The sequence below is a fragment of the Halorubrum lipolyticum DSM 21995 genome, assembly GCF_000337375.1.
In the GTDB taxonomy this organism is placed as follows: Archaea; Halobacteriota; Halobacteria; order Halobacteriales; family Haloferacaceae; genus Halorubrum; species Halorubrum lipolyticum.
On sequence record NZ_AOJG01000006.1, the window covers coordinates 13,707 to 28,355 of the forward strand.

General features: G+C 70.8%; 19 protein-coding genes. 7 read left to right on the forward strand and 12 right to left on the reverse strand.

Translation table 11 applies throughout. The annotated features are described in order from the left end of the window. Positions 1–64 precede the first annotated feature (64 nt). Genes C469_RS01745 through C469_RS01760 form a run of 4 tightly spaced genes read right to left on the reverse strand, consistent with a single transcriptional unit; the run spans position 65 to position 3,476 of the window. Positions 65–1,186 carry a pyridoxal phosphate-dependent aminotransferase gene (locus C469_RS01745; RefSeq protein ID WP_008003299.1) on the reverse strand — a complete coding sequence of 374 codons (1,122 nt, stop codon included), beginning with the start codon at positions 1,184–1,186 and terminating at the stop codon, positions 65–67. A 25-nt stretch (positions 1,187–1,211) separates the two neighbouring features. Then, positions 1,212–2,264 (reverse strand): transcriptional regulator TbsP domain-containing protein, encoded by a 1,053-nt coding sequence (locus C469_RS01750; RefSeq protein WP_008003300.1) that lies wholly within the window; start codon positions 2,262–2,264, stop codon positions 1,212–1,214. Positions 2,265–2,311: 47 nt separating this feature from the next. Further along, on the reverse strand, positions 2,312–3,052 hold the full coding sequence (locus tag C469_RS01755) for a methyltransferase domain-containing protein (RefSeq protein ID WP_008003301.1): 741 nt from the start codon (positions 3,050–3,052) through the stop codon (positions 2,312–2,314). 10 nt (positions 3,053–3,062) lie between these two features. Continuing rightward, a complete protein-coding gene (locus tag C469_RS01760) occupies positions 3,063–3,476 on the reverse strand; it encodes a nascent polypeptide-associated complex protein (protein ID WP_008003302.1) in 414 nt (137 codons plus the stop codon). Positions 3,477–3,628: 152 nt separating this feature from the next. On the opposite strand from C469_RS01760, the gene C469_RS01765 reads away from it, so the two are divergent. Further along, positions 3,629–4,402 carry a creatininase family protein gene (locus C469_RS01765; protein WP_008003304.1) on the forward strand — a complete coding sequence of 258 codons (774 nt, stop codon included), beginning with the start codon at positions 3,629–3,631 and terminating at the stop codon, positions 4,400–4,402. A 13-nt stretch (positions 4,403–4,415) separates the two neighbouring features. Here C469_RS01765 and C469_RS01770 read toward each other — a convergent pair whose 3' ends face one another. Next, positions 4,416–5,132, reverse strand: a complete 717-nt coding sequence (locus C469_RS01770) for a 6-hydroxymethylpterin diphosphokinase MptE-like protein (protein WP_008003307.1) — start codon at positions 5,130–5,132, stop codon at positions 4,416–4,418. A 186-nt stretch (positions 5,133–5,318) separates the two neighbouring features. Then, a complete protein-coding gene (folP, locus tag C469_RS01775; protein ID WP_008003309.1) occupies positions 5,319–6,530 on the reverse strand; it encodes a dihydropteroate synthase in 1,212 nt (403 codons plus the stop codon). A 205-nt stretch (positions 6,531–6,735) separates the two neighbouring features. Between folP and C469_RS01780 the strand changes: the two genes are divergently transcribed. Next, positions 6,736–6,966: a hypothetical protein gene (locus tag C469_RS01780; protein WP_008003310.1), complete on the forward strand. Its 231-nt coding sequence runs from the start codon at positions 6,736–6,738 to the stop codon at positions 6,964–6,966. A gap of 6 nt (positions 6,967–6,972) precedes the next feature. Here the strand turns inward: C469_RS01780 and C469_RS01785 are convergent, their stop codons facing one another. After that, entirely contained in the window at positions 6,973–7,605 is a 633-nt protein-coding gene (locus tag C469_RS01785; RefSeq protein WP_049910916.1) for a DUF192 domain-containing protein, read from the reverse strand. A gap of 97 nt (positions 7,606–7,702) precedes the next feature. Here C469_RS01785 and C469_RS01790 point away from each other — a divergent pair, with 97 nt between their 5' ends. The 4 genes from C469_RS01790 to C469_RS01805 all read left to right on the forward strand — a co-directional run bounded on the left by C469_RS01790 (position 7,703) and on the right by C469_RS01805 (position 10,228). After that, positions 7,703–8,293: a hypothetical protein gene (locus C469_RS01790; protein ID WP_008003314.1), complete on the forward strand. Its 591-nt coding sequence runs from the start codon at positions 7,703–7,705 to the stop codon at positions 8,291–8,293. Further along, positions 8,290–9,123 (forward strand): RNA methyltransferase, encoded by an 834-nt coding sequence (locus C469_RS01795; RefSeq protein ID WP_008003317.1) that lies wholly within the window; start codon positions 8,290–8,292, stop codon positions 9,121–9,123. The genes C469_RS01790 and C469_RS01795 overlap by 4 nt, the downstream gene beginning before the upstream one ends. 110 nt (positions 9,124–9,233) lie before the next feature. Further along, positions 9,234–9,875, forward strand: coding sequence for an AzlC family ABC transporter permease (locus C469_RS01800; protein ID WP_049910925.1), 642 nt, complete (start codon positions 9,234–9,236; stop codon positions 9,873–9,875). Next, on the forward strand, positions 9,872–10,228 hold the full coding sequence (locus C469_RS01805) for an AzlD domain-containing protein (RefSeq protein WP_008003320.1): 357 nt from the start codon (positions 9,872–9,874) through the stop codon (positions 10,226–10,228). Before C469_RS01800 ends, C469_RS01805 begins: the two co-directional genes overlap by 4 nt. A 28-nt stretch (positions 10,229–10,256) precedes the next feature. On the opposite strand, the gene C469_RS01810 is transcribed toward C469_RS01805, so the two are convergent. The 3 genes from C469_RS01810 to C469_RS01820 all read right to left on the reverse strand — a co-directional run bounded on the left by C469_RS01810 (position 10,257) and on the right by C469_RS01820 (position 12,097). Continuing rightward, positions 10,257–10,625 (reverse strand): hypothetical protein, encoded by a 369-nt coding sequence (locus C469_RS01810; RefSeq protein ID WP_008003322.1) that lies wholly within the window; start codon positions 10,623–10,625, stop codon positions 10,257–10,259. Between the two features lie 44 nt (positions 10,626–10,669). Next, on the reverse strand, positions 10,670–11,290 hold the full coding sequence (gene engB, locus C469_RS01815; protein ID WP_008003324.1) for a GTP-binding protein EngB: 621 nt from the start codon (positions 11,288–11,290) through the stop codon (positions 10,670–10,672). A 96-nt stretch (positions 11,291–11,386) separates the two neighbouring features. After that, the gene (locus C469_RS01820; protein ID WP_008003326.1) at positions 11,387–12,097 is read right to left on the reverse strand and encodes a DUF4013 domain-containing protein; all 711 of its coding nucleotides are present in this window, start codon (positions 12,095–12,097) and stop codon (positions 11,387–11,389) included. A gap of 116 nt (positions 12,098–12,213) precedes the next feature. Between C469_RS01820 and C469_RS01825 the strand changes: the two genes are divergently transcribed. Further along, positions 12,214–13,104: a 5-formyltetrahydrofolate cyclo-ligase gene (locus tag C469_RS01825; RefSeq protein ID WP_008003328.1), complete on the forward strand. Its 891-nt coding sequence runs from the start codon at positions 12,214–12,216 to the stop codon at positions 13,102–13,104. Between the two features lie 44 nt (positions 13,105–13,148). On the opposite strand, the gene C469_RS01830 is transcribed toward C469_RS01825, so the two are convergent. Both C469_RS01830 and C469_RS01835 read right to left on the reverse strand, forming a co-directional pair. Next, complete coding sequence (locus tag C469_RS01830; RefSeq protein WP_008003330.1) at positions 13,149–13,349, reverse strand: hypothetical protein; 201 nt, start codon at positions 13,347–13,349, stop codon at positions 13,149–13,151. Positions 13,350–13,521: 172 nt separating this feature from the next. Further along, entirely contained in the window at positions 13,522–14,616 is a 1,095-nt protein-coding gene (locus tag C469_RS01835; protein WP_008003332.1) for an archaeosine biosynthesis radical SAM protein RaSEA, read from the reverse strand. Positions 14,617–14,649: the final 33 nt, after the last annotated feature.

Sequence of the window (14,649 nt, forward strand, 5' to 3'; positions counted from 1 at the left end):
AACCTCCCGACACCGGGTAATGCCCTAGAGTTATTGTTTGGCAGGTGTTGCCGCAATTCGGTTCCTACCGCACCGCCTCGTACGCCTCGCCCATCACGTCGAGCGCCTCCCGGAGCTCGCTCTCGTCGGTCGCGTACGAGATCCGGGCGTGGCCGCGCCCGCCCTCCCCGAACGCCTCGCCGGGCACGACGACCACGCCGCGGTCGAGGCACTCGTCGACGAACCCCTCGGGGACCCGCGGCATCGCGTAGAACGCGCCCTGCGGCGTCGGGCAGTCGATCCCGATGTCGTCGAAGCCGTCGAGGAGGAGGTCGCGTCGGCGCTCGAAGGAGGCGGTCATCTCGTCGACGACCCCGCGGTCGCCCCGCAGCGCGGCCTCGGCGGCGTACTGCGCGGGCGCCGACGCACAGGCCTGCGCGTACTGGTGGACGCGCAGCATGCGCTCCACGCGCTCCGTAGAGCCGTACACCCACCCGAGCCGCCAGCCGGTCATCGAGAACAGCTTCGAGGCGGAGTTGACGACCACGACGTTGTCGGTCTCGGCGAACTCTATCGGCGAGTAGTGCTCGCCGTCGAAGACGGTGTACTCGTACACCTCGTCGGAGACGCAGAGCACGTCGTGCTCGTCGGCGATGCGCGCGAACTCGCGCACGTCCGCCTCGGAGGAGACCGCACCGGTGGGGTTCCCGGGCGAGTTCACCACGAACGCCGCGGTGTCGTCGGTGATCGCCGCCTCGATCGCGGCGGGGTCGATCGTGAGGTCGTCGCGCAGCGGGACCGGGACCGGCTCCGCGCCCGTCAGCTTCGTCAGCGCGTCGTAGGAGACGAACCCGGGGTCCGGGATCAACACCTCGTCGCCGGAGTCGACGTGGGCCTCGAGGGCGATGTGAAGGGCCTCGCTGCCGCCCGCGGTGGCGATCACGTCGTCCGGGTCGAGGTCGATCCCTTGGTCCGTCCGGTGTTTCTCGGCGATCGCCTCGCGGAGCGACCGGGTCCCCTTGTTCTCGGTGTAGGCGTCGGCCTTCCCGGACTCGATGGCGTCGACCGCGGCTCGTCGCGCGTGGTCCGGCGTCGGGAAGTCGGGCTGGCCGAGCCCGAGGTTGATCGCGTCGTCGCCGGCCGCCTCGAACACCTCGCGGATCCCGCTGATCGAGATCCGCTCGACCCTGTCGGAGAAGTTCGGCATACCCGTCCGGGGGCGCCGCCGGGAGTTAGTTCTTGTCACGTCGCCTCCGCGCCCACACCGGTCGGCGTTCGTCGCGTCCGGGATCCCGGACCCGTCCGTCCGCGTCGAGCGGGAGCGCGAACCGACCCCGGAGGACGCTGAGCACCTCCTCCGGCCTCGCGCGGAGCAGCGCGTCGTCGACGGCCCGAAGCCGGAGCTGCGGGCGGCCGTCGCCGGCGGGCATCTTGAGCGACTCGATCAGGTCCCGCCGTACCAAGGCCCGCCGGTCGGCGGTGAGGTCCTGTCCGGCGGCGATCCCGACGCCTTCGGTGTTCGCCTCGTCCCCGCCGCTCCCGTCGCCATTCCCGCCGCTCCCGCCGTCGCGCTCGCTGTTCGCTTCCGTCCCGATCCACCGCCGGAGGTCCCACAGCAGGTGGTCGTGGCGCGCCGCCATCGCCACGAGGAGCGTCCGGTCGGTCACCTCGCCGGTCCGACCGACCGCGCCGTACGGGAGCGCGTCGAGCGCCGCGGCCACGTCGTCCGCGAACCGGTCGTCGAGCGTCTCGCGAGCGGCCGCGAGCAGGCGGCTTCGCGCGGGCATGCCGACCGTCGCGGGGGTCGCCGCCGCGTACCGCTCGCGGACCGCTCGGGCCGCGGGTGCGACCCGATCCGGCGCCTCCTCGGCCACGAGCGTCCGGGCTCCCTCCGGGCCGGCGACCGCGTCGACGCGGGCGTGAGTCGCGAACAGGACCCGTTCGGACTCGGGACCCTTCGCGACCGTCCGAAGCTCGATCTCCCCCTCCGCGACCGCCTCGGCGACTTCGGTGCCGAGGACGAACGCCCGCCCGAGCGCGTCGGCGACGCCCGGCCGGCAGGCGACCCGCCACGCTCCGTCGCCCTCGGTCCGCTCTCGGGCCGCGAGGACCGGCGGGAGCAGCCCGAGCGGGACGCCGACGGCGACGACCTCGGACCGCCCGGCGAGCGCCGATTCGACCGCGTCGGCGAGCCCGTCGTCGATCTCGGCGAGCGCGACGGCGACCTCGGAGGGATCGTCGCCGTCGGGATTCCCGGAGTCTTCGCCAGTCGTCGGCGGAGCCATACGGCCAGTGGCGGCGGAACCGGAAAGAACGTTGCGCCGGTGACGGGCTACGGCGCCCGGCCGAACACCAGGTAGCCGGTGTGGCCGACGCCCGCGGTGGAGGGGCGGGAGCCGCGGTCGGAGAAGTCCATCTCTCGTTGAATCGTTTCGAGGGTCTCGACGCCCTCGAAGCCGGCCTCGCGGGCGGCGAGGGCCGCCTCGCGGGTCCCCTCGACGAACGGGGAGTAGACGGCGAGGCGTCCGCCGGACGCGAGCAGGTCGTCCGCGCGCTCGACGACCGCCGGGGCGTCTCCCGTGTCGAGCGTCAGCACGTCGAACGGGTCCCCGTCGGCGAGCGCGTCCAACTCCTCGGTCAGGTCGCCGGTGCGGACCTCGACGCGGTCCGCCACGCCGGCGGTCGCCATGTTCCCGCGGGCGACCTCGGCGAACTCGGCGTCGATCTCGTAGGTGGTCACGTCGGCGCCGGCGCGGCCGAGGTACGCCGCGAGGATCCCAGTGCCGGTGCCGGCGTCGAGCACGCGGTCGCCCCCCGAGGCGCCGGTGTGGCCCATCACGAGCCCCACGTCGCGGGGCATCATCGGCGCGCCGGTGCGTTCGAGGTGGTTGAACAGATCGGGGCCGCGGAGCTCGCGGACCTCGAAGACGGTCCCGAGGTGGGTCTCGACGGCGTCGCCGCCCTCGACGTCGTCGGGGACCTCGAGCACGCCGAGGTCCGTGCCGAACTCCTCGCCGGGTTCCAGCAGGTACTCTCGGTCCTCGTGAACCAGCAGATACGCGGCGTCCGTCACGCCGAATCAGTCACTCCAGCTCCGCGATCGCGGCCGCGAGGTCACCGTCGGCGTCCTCTAAGGCCTCGCGGGCCGTCGACTTCGGAACGCCCGCACGCTCGGCGACGAGCGCCACGTCCTCGTCGGGGATGCCCGCGTCGTCCGCGCCGTCCTCTTCGATCGCCGCCGTCCCCGAGTCGCCCTCGACCGCCGAGGGGCTCCCGCCGGCGCCCGCGTCGGCGACCGCCTCGGGCGAGCCGACGATCTGGTAGGTCTCCTGGCCCTGGGCGTCCATCTTGGTCACCTGGGCGCCGTCGAAGACGAGGTCGTCGCCGTCGGCCGTCTCGATGACGACCCGCTCGGCGTCGAGCTCCTCGACGTCGATCCCCATCTGTTTCATCATCTGTTTCATCTTTCGCGGGTTCATGCCGCCTCCTCCGAACATACGCCCGAATTCGGCGGGACGACACAAAAAGGGTGGCGACACGGGCCGAGGAAGTGGCGATCGGGGGATCTCGCCGCGGCTTGCGACCCCCGATCCCGGCGAACGCGACCGAGAGAGCGGGGTTGATACGTCCGCGAACCCGGTGATCGAGTATGTATCTCGCCGACCACACGTGGCCGGAGCTCGGGGAGGCGCTGTCGGACGAGTCCGTCGCGCTCGTCCCGCTCGGCTCCACCGAACAGCACGGTCCGCACCTGCCGCTGGCGACCGACCACCTGATCGCCGAGGCGCTCGCGACCGCGGCCGCCGAGGAGACGGGCGTCGTCCGCACCCCGACGGTAACCGTCGGCGTCAGCCCGCACCACCGGCAGTTCCCGGGGACGATGTGGGTCGACCCGCCGGAGTTCCGCGACTACGTCGAGTCGTTCACGCGGAACCTCGCGTACCACGGGATCGACCGCGTCGTGTTCGTGAACGCCCACGGCGGCAACGTCCAGCACCTCCGGGAGGTCGGGCGCCGGCTCCACGAGGACGAGACGGCTTACGCGATCGAGTGGATGTGGGACGAGTCGATCCCGGAGCTCGTCGACGACCTGTTCGAGCACAACGGCCCCCACGCGGGCCCGAAAGAGACCGCGATGATCACGCATATCGCCCCGGACCTGGTCGACACCGACCGGCTGGAAGACGCCCGCGACGACGGGCTCGTCCACCTCGACGAGTCGGACGCGGTGGTCCACGGCGCCCGGACGTTCTACGACGCGGTCGACAACTCCGCGAACGGGGCGTTCGGCGACCCGACCGACGTGACCCCCGAAAAAGCGGAGCGGCTGTTCGAGGCCGCGAGCGACCAGCTCGTCCGGCTGGTCGAGTGGCTCGACGCCCGCGACCGCGCGGAGCTGCTGCCGAAGGACCGCGTGGCGTAGCCCCCTCGCTCTTTTAAATACCGTCCCCGTCGCGTTCGCGGAGAACCGGTTCGAGCGCGTCGTCGAGCCCCTCGCGGCGCCCGTCGAGGACCGCGAACCGCTCGTCGCGGCGGCGCTCGAGCCACCGCAACAGCCGCGCGGCCCAGTCGAGCTTCCGCGCCTTCATCGGGTTCACGTCCGGGTCGTCGAAGTCCCATCCCGGGAAGACGAGGCGCCCGGCGCCGACGTGGTCCGCGAGGAAGGCGGCGCGGTCGCCGTCGGTGAACCCGCCGAGGTTCCGGACCGGGCCGACGGGGGCCGCCTGCGTCGTCGCCAGCGTCGCGTCGTCCGCGAACCGGGGGAGCCACTCGCGGACCGCGTGGACGTTGTCGCCGTGGGCGTGAGCCGCGACCGGGACGCCCTCTCGCGTGAGCTCCGCCGCGGTCTCGGGGTTCTTGTCGAGGTCGGTCACCATGCAGTCGACGGCGACGCCGCGGTCGCGGAGCGCGTCGGCAGCGGTGGAGGCGGCGACCACGACGTCGGCGTCGCGGGCGGTCTCGACCTCCTCGGACAGGCAGGGAGCGGCGCCCGCGATCGCCACGGTCTCGCCGCGCCAGCCGCCGAGCCGGTCGAGGGGGAACGCCGTCGCGATGTCGGCCGCGGCGTCGCGAGCGCGTTCGTCGGCCGCGCGGTCGAAGCCGAAGTCGGCGAGGATCGCCTCGTAGACGGGTTCGAAGGTCTCGAAATTCATCTGGGATCCCTCGCTGTCGGGTCGTCGATACCGCACCGGTCGCGACCGTCCGATCGCGGCGGGAGACGGCGCCGCCGCTGGCGGGGTGGAATATGGTATGGGCCGGAGTAGCACAGAGTACCCCTACCCGCGTGCCCCTCCGGCGTCCACTGAACGGGTTGTCTGCACGACGGCATAAACTTTCTCTTACTTAGAGCCGCGGTCGATCGGTTCTAGTGCGGCGTCGAGCGCGGCTGACACGCCCGAAACGGCCGATCGAACCGCGGACACCTCGGCCGGCGTCGCGACGAGGAGGCCGGATCGGCCGTCCCTCGGTGCTCCGCCGTCGGTCGCGGAGGGCGGGATCTCGGCCTCGTCGGAACCGGAGCCGGCGAGAGCGAACGCCGCGCCGACGCCCGGCTCGGCGGTCGCGGCTCGGAGCGCGCCGGCAGCCTCGTCGGTGAGTCCGCGCAGCTCGTAGGTGTGAACGACCGCGTCGTCGGCGACGGACGGGTCGGTGTCGAGCCGGTCGAGGTGGCGCTCGGCCTCTCGAACGGTCGTCACGTCGAGCTCCTCGACGGCGACCTCGCCGGCCTCCGAGCGGACTCGGTCCCGGGCGAACTCGGCGCCCACGAGGGCGGCGTCGCGCGTCTCGGCCACGTCGTGGGTGCGGATCACGCGGGCGCCGCGCTCGACCGCCATCGAGGTGGCGGCGAGCGACACCGGAAGGGCCTCCTCGGTGCTCCGCCCGGCGATCGTCTTGAGGAAGCTCTTGCGGTTGATCGAGACGAGCAGCGGGCGACCGTAGCCCCGGAACTCCCGGAGCCGGTCGAACGTCTCGCGGTCGTCCGCGTGGGTCTTCGCCTCGGACCAGCCGCCGAAGGCGGGGTCGAGGATCGTCTTGTCGGTGAACCCGTTCCTCGAGAGCGCCTCGTAGATGTCATCGACCTCCTCGATGGCTCCCGGTCGCTCCAGGTCCGGCGGCGAGGCCATCTTCGAGACGGCGGCGTCGTGCTCGCGGCAGACGCGGGGCATCTCGGGGTCGGCGAACCCGCAGATGTCGTTGACCATGTCGAAACCGCGCGCGAGCGCCGCGTCGGCGACCTCGTGGTAGCGGGTCTCGATCGACCAGACCGCGTCGCCCGAGGTCGACTCGAGCGTCTCGACCGCGGTGTCGAGGCGATCCAGCTCCTGGTCGGCCGAGAGCACGTCCAGGTCCTTGTTGGCCGATTCGAGCCCCACGTCGACGATGTCGGCGCCCTCGCCGATCAGCTCCTCGTCGACGTACTCGGCCGCCTCGCCGGGGTCGTCGTACACGCTCGGATCGTACGGCGACTCGGCGGAGACGTTGAGCACGCCCATGACCCGAGGCGGGTGGTCGTCGCCGATTCCGAGGCCCGCCGCGTCCACGTTTCGCATACAGTTCCCACGGGCGCGAGCGGTATAAACGGGGCGAGTGTACGAAGGGGGCAAATGTACGCGGCGAGTGCACGCGGGAGTCGAGGGCGCGCGGTGACCGGCGCAGGGTCGCGGATCGGCCCCCGATCGGCGCGAGACGTGCCAGTATGAGACACGACGACAGCAGTCGGGCACGCGTTAATGCCGTCCAGCACGGAGGTGAGGGATGGACACGAAAGCAGAAGACCGATTGCTCGGAGTTGCGCTGGCTGCCCTGGTCGCGACGCTCGGGGGCGAACTGCTCGGGAGTCAACTTCTCATCACGGCCGGTGCGGTCGGATTCGTCGTCGCGCTCGCGGCACTGTTCGCGGTCATGACCGCCGTGCTCGCGGTGAGCGTCGCTCGCTCGCCGGAGCTGGACGCCCTCGAGCCGACGGCTACAGACAGGGCCCGCTGAGCGGGGTCACAGTTCGAACGCCAGCGAATCGCCGACTTCGACGCCGCGCCGGTCGGTCCACTCGTAGGGGACTTCGAGCACGTACTGGCCAGACCCGGGGTACCGCTGCTCGCTCCCGTCCTCGTTCGGCCCCGGTTCCGGCGCGTTGTGGATCCGGGTGATCGTCCGATCGGCGTCGACGTAGACGATGTCGATCCCGAAGTCCATGTTCGGCATGATGAACGTCAACGTCTCTCGCGGCTCCGAGTACACGAACAGCACCCCGGCGTTTTCGGGCAGCGAGGGGGCGTCGCTGAGGCCGAGGGTCCGCTTGTCGCGCGTATCCGCGATCGCGGCCCGCACCGCACCCAGATCGTCGCCGTCCGGGTCCCGAACCGTGACCGTCGTCGCGTCGTAGTCGGCGTACGCCCCGGAGGGCCAGTCGGTCGGGAGGTCGTCGGTGACGGCGTCCGTTTCGCCGCCGTTCTCTCCGCTTTGGCCGTCGCCGTCGCCGCTCCCGTCGTCGCCGCCACCCTCCTCGTCGTCGCCGCTCCCCTCCCCGTCATCCCCCTCGTCCGCCATCGGGGCGCTCCCGCCGCACCCCGCGAGCCCGCCGATCGACGCGACACCCATCGCCGCGAGGACTCCCCGTCGTCGCATTGGCGGGCGATACGGGCCGCGTCCGTATATGCCTCGCGAACGGGGCGCTCGTCCCCGGAAGGACGCGTTTTTATCCGCGCCGCGCGTAGCCTCGCGCATGGCGAAAGTGAGCGTCGGCCTCCGCGGATGGCGGTTCGACGAGGAGGAGATATTCACCGACGACGAGGAGCTGAAGCCCCTCGACGAGATCCCCGAGGAGCCGCGGGAGCGACTCTTCAGGCTCGTCAGCCTCGTCGAGGAGCCCTGCGACGTCTGTTACCTCGAACACGGCGAGGCCGAGGTCCACCGCTGTAACCAGGCCGAGATCGTCTACGGCGAGCCGAAGGGAGAGGTGCTGCTCTGTCCCGAACACGAGCCGGACCTGCTCTACTGGTTCCGCGAGGAGGGCGGCGGCGAGCACGCCGGCTCCCTCGAGTTCGGCGACCGCTTCCACGAGTGGGTCGCCGCGGGCAACGAGGCCCCGGAGGGGTACGAGTCCGTCGAACACGTCGACGAGGACCCCGACGGGCTCCCCGACCTGCCGGACCAGCAGGACATCCAGGAGCGCGTCGAGCAGGACTTCGAGGGCGACCGGATCGACATCCTCGAACTCGCCGGCGAGAGCGGCGGCGGGGACGGGGAGAACGAGCTGAGCGAGGACGACCTCGAAGGCGTCGACCTCTCGACCGACTACCCGTCGAACCGATGAGCGGAGGCGACGCGGACGCGAGCGTCGAGGGCGACGACCGCGACGACCGCGATCGGTCGACCCGCCGCAAGCCGGTCGTGGTCGTCGTCGAGCCGGAGACCCCCGGCAACGTCGGCACCATCGCCCGAGCGATGAAGAACTTCGGGCTCACCGACCTCAAGCTGGTCGATCCCCCGGAGCTCAGCGAGGACGGCGAGGCGTACGGCTTCGCCGGTCACGCCCGCGAGGACGTGCTCCCGAACGCCGATGAGGTGACCTTCGACGAGGTCGTCGCGAACTACCACACGGTGGGCACCACCGCGATCACGGGCGAGGACGACCAGAGCCACGAGCGGTTCCCGTTCAAGACGCCCGCCGAGCTGCGGGAGTCGCTGAAGGCCGTGGACGCGCCGACGGCGATCGTCTTCGGCCGCGAGGGCCGCGGGCTCAACAACGAGGAGCTCTCCCGGCTCGACGAGGTATGCTCGATCCCGGCCGACGACGACTACCCCGTCTTGAACCTCGGACAGGCCGCGACCGTGCTCCTGTACGAGCTCCGCGATCTGACCGTCGACGAGACGCAGCTCCCCGACACGGCGGTCACCCGCGCCCCCGAGGCCGACGTGGAGCGCTTCCACGACTTTTTCGGCGACTTCCTCGAAGCCACCGGCCAGCGCGAGCACGTCCGCGAGAAGAACGCGCTGCTGATGCGTCGGCTGCTCGGGCGCGCGCACCCGACCGAACGCGAGGTCCACTCGCTGCTCGGCACGTTCCGCAAGGCCAACGCGAAGCTGGAGCACGCCGACCACCTCGCGGCGAAGCACGACGAGCCCGTCTACCCGCGCGAGTGACCGTGGAGGGAGAGATCTCCGACGACACCTCCCCGGACGGAACCTCTCCGGATGCCACCTCCCCGGACGACGCGGGTCTCTACGGCGACGTCTGGGCCGGGGTCCGAGACGTGTCGCCGCTGCTGCTCGGGATCGCCCCGTTCGCCTTGGTCGCCGGCATCGCCGCCGTCGACGCCGGGCTCGGGCTCGCCGAGGCGGTCGGGATGTCGGTGATCGTGTTCGCGGGCGCCTCCCAGCTCGCCGCGCTCGGGCTGATCGGAGAGAACGCGCCGCTCGCGGTCGTGGTCGGCACCGCGGTGGTGATCAACCTCCGAGTGGTGATGTACTCGGCGTCGATCGCGCCGCACTTCGCGGACTACGGCCGCAGGCTCCGGGCGGGTCTCGCGTACCTGCTCACCGATCAGGCGTACGCGATCTCGGTCGCGGAGTTCGAGGCGAACCCGGAGCGGAGCCGGTGGCGCTACTACCTCGGCGCGGGCGGGGGGCTGTGGGTCGTCTGGCAGATCGGGACGGTGCTCGGCGTCGTCGTCGGCGCCAGCGTCCCCGACGCATGGGGGCTGACCTTCGCGGTCCCGCTGGTGTTCATCGCGCTGCTCGTCCCCGCGATGAAGGACCGGCCGACCACCGCCGCGGGCGTCGCCGCCGGGACCGTCGCGGTCGTCGCCGCCGGCCTTCCCCTGAACCTCGGCCTGCTCACCGGGGCCGTCTCCGGAATCCTCGTCGGCCTGCTGACGGAGGTGTTCGGGGAGTGACGGGCGGGTCCCCGCTCCTCGGCGGCTCGCTCGAGGTCTGGATCGCCATCGTCCTCATCGGGGTCGCGACGTACGGCTTCCGGCTCTCTTTCATCCACCTGTTCGGCCGAGTCGACGAGGTGCCCGACCGGATCAAGCGCCCGCTCCGATACGTTCCGCCGGCGGTGCTCGCGGCGCTCGCGCTCCCCTATCTGGTGACGATCCGGCCCTCGGTCGCCGCGACGCTCGCCGACGAGCAGCTGATCGCCGGCGTCGTCGCCGGCGCGGTCGCGTGGCGCACGGAGAACGTGACGGCGACCATCGCCGGCGGGATGGTCACCCTGTGGCTGTTCCGGTTCGTCGTGTTCGCCTGAGGGCGGAGCCGACCTCCTTCGCTCGCGGTCACGCGATCCGGTCCGCGTACCGGCGAGCGAGCAGGAACGCGGCGACCGCACAGACCGTGGCGAACGGGACGGCCGTGCCGACGCTCACAACGGCGCGAGCCGGGGGTACCGCGTACGAGACCGCGGCGGCGGCGAGCAGCGCGTACCCGAACGCGGCGGTTCCGAGAAGCGGCGGTCGAGCCCGCGGAGCGCGCCAGAGACGCGTCCACGTCGCGATTCCCGCCGCGACGCCCGCGACGATCCCGATCGGGAGTCCGACGAGCGCCGAAAACGCGATCCGGGCCGCGAGGAGTTCGGTCAGGAGCGCGGCGACGGCGAGGAACGTCGTGAGCGCGACGCCGAGCGCCGCGACGGGACGGGCGTTCATGCGACCCCGATCGTCGGCTCGCTATTTATAAGAGGAGGGCCGTCTCACGCGACGAACTTCAGCAGGTCGTCGCGGTTGTGCTCGTGGAACCGCGTGCGCAGGCACTCCTCCAACGCCTCGACGTCGCCGCGCTTCGCGCAGATCGGCGCGATCCGGTCGGACCACTGCTGCCACGGCGGGTAGAGCCCGAGGCGGTCGCAGATCTCGTCGAGTCGCTCGTCGAGGTCGTCGATCTTGTCGGTCTTGTTGACGGCGACGATGGGCTCGACGCCCACGTCCTCGAGGAAGCCGTACATCTCCACGTCGTGGGGAATGTTCCCGCGCTCGGCGTGGCGGTCGATGATGTCGACGGCTGCCTTCCCGTCCATCACGACGACGCCCGCCAGAATCGAGTCGGCGTTGTCCTCCAGGTAGTGAACGATGTTCGTCTTGATCGCCTCGCGGTGCTCCTCCTCGACGCCGGACATGAACCCGAACCCGGGCAGGTCCGTGAACATGAAGCTCTCGCTGGCCCAGTCGAAGTGGTTCGGCTGGCGGGTGACCCCCGGCTTGCCGCCGGTCGAGAAGTCGTGACCCGTCAGCTCGCGCATCAGCGTGGACTTGCCGACGTTCGAGCGCCCCACGAGGACGACCTCGGCGTCGCGGTCCGGCCGGTCTTCGAACATACCCGTACGTGGGCGGTTGAGCGGTTTAAAAGGCGCGTCGCGGGACGCGTCAGCGGTTGCGTCGCGGGACGCGTCGACCGTCGTTTCGAAGCCGCCTCAGTACGCGAGGTCGTCGTCGCCGACGGCGCCGGCGTCGCCGACCGAGCCCGTCTCGATCCGGTCGTTCACGCTCGCGAACGCAGAACCGAACATCCGGAACACCGCGACCTGCCCGTAGAACTGGACGAAGGGGACGAGCAGGAGGCCGATGACGGTCACCGAGAGCACCGCGGTGACGATCCAGATGACCATCGCGACGACGATGGGCATCAGCACCGCGACGAGGTACTCCGTGCTGAACAGCGTGGGCTTCAGCAGGTCGATGTCGAACGCGGCGCTCATCTCCCCGCGGGCCGCGTACGCCGTCAGCCCGGCCGGAACCGCGTAGTAGATGAGGAACAGCACGGGGATGAACGCCAGCGCGAGCAGGAGGCCGACGACTCCGATGAGCGCGCCCGCGTCGCCGCCGATCCCGGCGCCGGCCCCGAACACGACCGTCACGAGAAGCGTGTACGCGACCACCGGGACGATCACGTACGCGAGCGTGATCACCGACCCGATGATCCCCTTCATCAGGAGGTCGCCCCACTCGTCGAACTCCGGCGGCACGTCGTCGCCGCCGACCGTCCGTTCGAGCACGCGAACGAGGTAGCCGACGATGACGAACGCCGGGAGGAGGAGCACCGAGAGGAAGCCCAGTACGCCGCCGATGATTATCCGTCCGATCCAGTCGCCGCGAACCGGGTACGAGAGTCCGTCTTCGAGCATGGATGAATTCACACGCATCTGATATATAAACGCCCCGGTAATTCATCGATCGAGAGATGAAACCGCGGCGGACGCGAGTTCGGGGACTACTTGTCACCGGGCTTCCTGTTTCGACCATGGACAAACAGGCCGTCCGCGAGGCCGTCTGGGACGCCTTCGAGGCGGGCGACCAGGCGCGGTTCCCGTTCCCGTCCCGCGACCGGATCCCGAACTTCGCCGGCGCCGACGCCGCGTGCGAGCGGCTGACCGACACCGACGCGTGGGCGGCGGCGTCGACGCTGAAGTGCAACCCCGACGCGCCGCAGCTCCCCGTGCGACGCGCCGCGCTCCGCGACGGGAAGACGGTGTACGTCGCCCAGCCGCGGCTCCGCGACGCCGACCCCTTCCTCCGGCTCGACCCGGAGGCCATCGAGGCCGACGACGACGCCGATATCGACGACGCCACCACCGTCTCGGGCATCTCGACGCACGGCACCCCGGTCGCGCCCGAGGACGTGCCGCACGTCGACCTCGTGGTCGCCGGCTCGGTAGGCGTCACGACCGACGGTACCCGGATCGGGAAGGGCGAGGGGTACAGCGACCTGGAGTGGGGCGTGCTCAGCGAGCTCGGCGCCGTCGACAGAGAGGCGCAAAGCGCCTCTAGCGGCGAGGGACAGCGTCCCTCGGGCAACCGGGCTTCGCCCGGTGACAGTCGGACGCAGTCCGACGACAGTGAGGCGCTCCGCGCTAGCAGCCGGACGCAGTCCGACGACCACGCGACCGTCGTGGCGACCACGGTCCACGAGCTGTCGGTCCTCGACGGTCCCGAGTCACCGATCGCGGACCCCGGCGAGCTTCCAGGGCCCGACGCCCACGACGTCCCCCTCGATCTGGTGGTGACTCCGGAACGAACGATTCGGACCGAGACGCCCTACGCGCGTCCGGAGGGGATCGACTGGGACGCGCTCGACGACGAGACGTTGGACGAGATTCCGGTGTTGGCCGAGCGCGCGCCGGAGGGGAGGTGAGTGGAGGCGGCGCGGAGACGCGCTCGGCTCGCTGAGTCGATCGCTCAGTCCGCTCGCGGCGCCGGCGCCGACCGCTCCGTCCGGTGGTCGGCGACGTGGCCGCACTCCGGACAGACGATGGTGCGCTCGTCGCCGTCGCTGACGACGAGCCACCCCTCGGAGACGGGGTTCTCGAAGCTGCACTCTACACAGAACAGGACCGACTTCCCGCGGGAGGACCCGGGACCGCTGGCGTCTGCGTTCATGGTTCCTCTCAGTATCCGGAGGTATAAGGGTCTTTTTCGACCTGATCGATCGGTATGATCCGTATTCACACGCGCATTCTGTTCAGAAATTCGTACAAAACGGATCGTCCGTCTCGATTTTCCGACTTTTACTGATCGCAGTCGCCTCCGACCCCGCCCGTTTCGGACGTTCCTATCGCGCGAGCGGCATGTTGTAGCTCGTCTCTTCCTCCATCACGAGCTCCCACGTCGCCTCGCACTCGCAGGACACCTGCTCGAAGACGCTCGGGTCCTGTCGCTTGTCGAAGTCCTTGATCGCGGTCTGGACGCGGTCGTCGCACTCCCCGCAGTTGTGCGCGCCGCGGTCGGAGCCGTGCCCGACCGGGTCGGAGACGACGATGGCGTCGACGTCTGCGGTCTCCTCGAGGACGTGCGCGACCGACCAGAGCCACGGCGGGCGGTACCCCCCCTCGAAGAACAGCTCGTCGACCATCGTGTACCGCTGGACGTTCGTCGGGTTCATCGAGACGGTGTGGCAGCCGTCCACGTCGGCGCAGCGACGGATCGAGTCGATCATGTCGGCCGCGGCCTCCGGCTCCGCGAGGAAGGGCGGCTTCATCAGGAGGTACGCCTTGATCCCCACGTCGGCCGGGAAGTCGTCGTCCGCGGCGGCCGCCTCCGCGCAGGCCTCCTCGAAGTCCGAGAAGTCGAAGTACTTGTTGACGCAGTCGTGGCGGACGCGGTCGGTCGCGGTCTCCAGCCCGACCGCCACGTCGGTCGCGATGCCGTGGTCCGCGAAGTCGCCGATCTTCTCCCGACTGACGAAGTCCGGCAGCGACTCGACGACGATCCGGTCGCGCTCGGCGAACGTCTCGGCGATGGCCCGGCGGGTCTCGGCGGGCACCTCGCGCTCGTCGAGGAAGGAGCCGGAGGTGTAGATCTTGATCAGCTCGGCGGGGGCCTCCGCCTCCTCGCGCTCGTGGTCGAGGCAGACCTCGATCTGGTTCATCAGCGCCTCGTGGCTCACGCTCCCGCCCTCGACCGACTCCGCGACGTAGCCGCACATCGTGCAGCCGCCGGCGCGGGCCCACCGGCAGCCGCCGGTGTTGAGGATGATCGTGAGGGAGTTCACGACGCCGTCGGGCGTGTTGTCCTCGTCGATCCACACGCGGGTCGGCTGCGTCGGGTCGTACGTCTCCGAGCGCTCGGCGCGGATGTCGCGCATCACGGCGTTGTGCGCGTCCATCCCGCGCCCCTGCTCGTACGCGTCGGGGCTCGGCTTGCTCATTACCGGAGGGAGCGGCCGAGCGCGTAAAGCCGT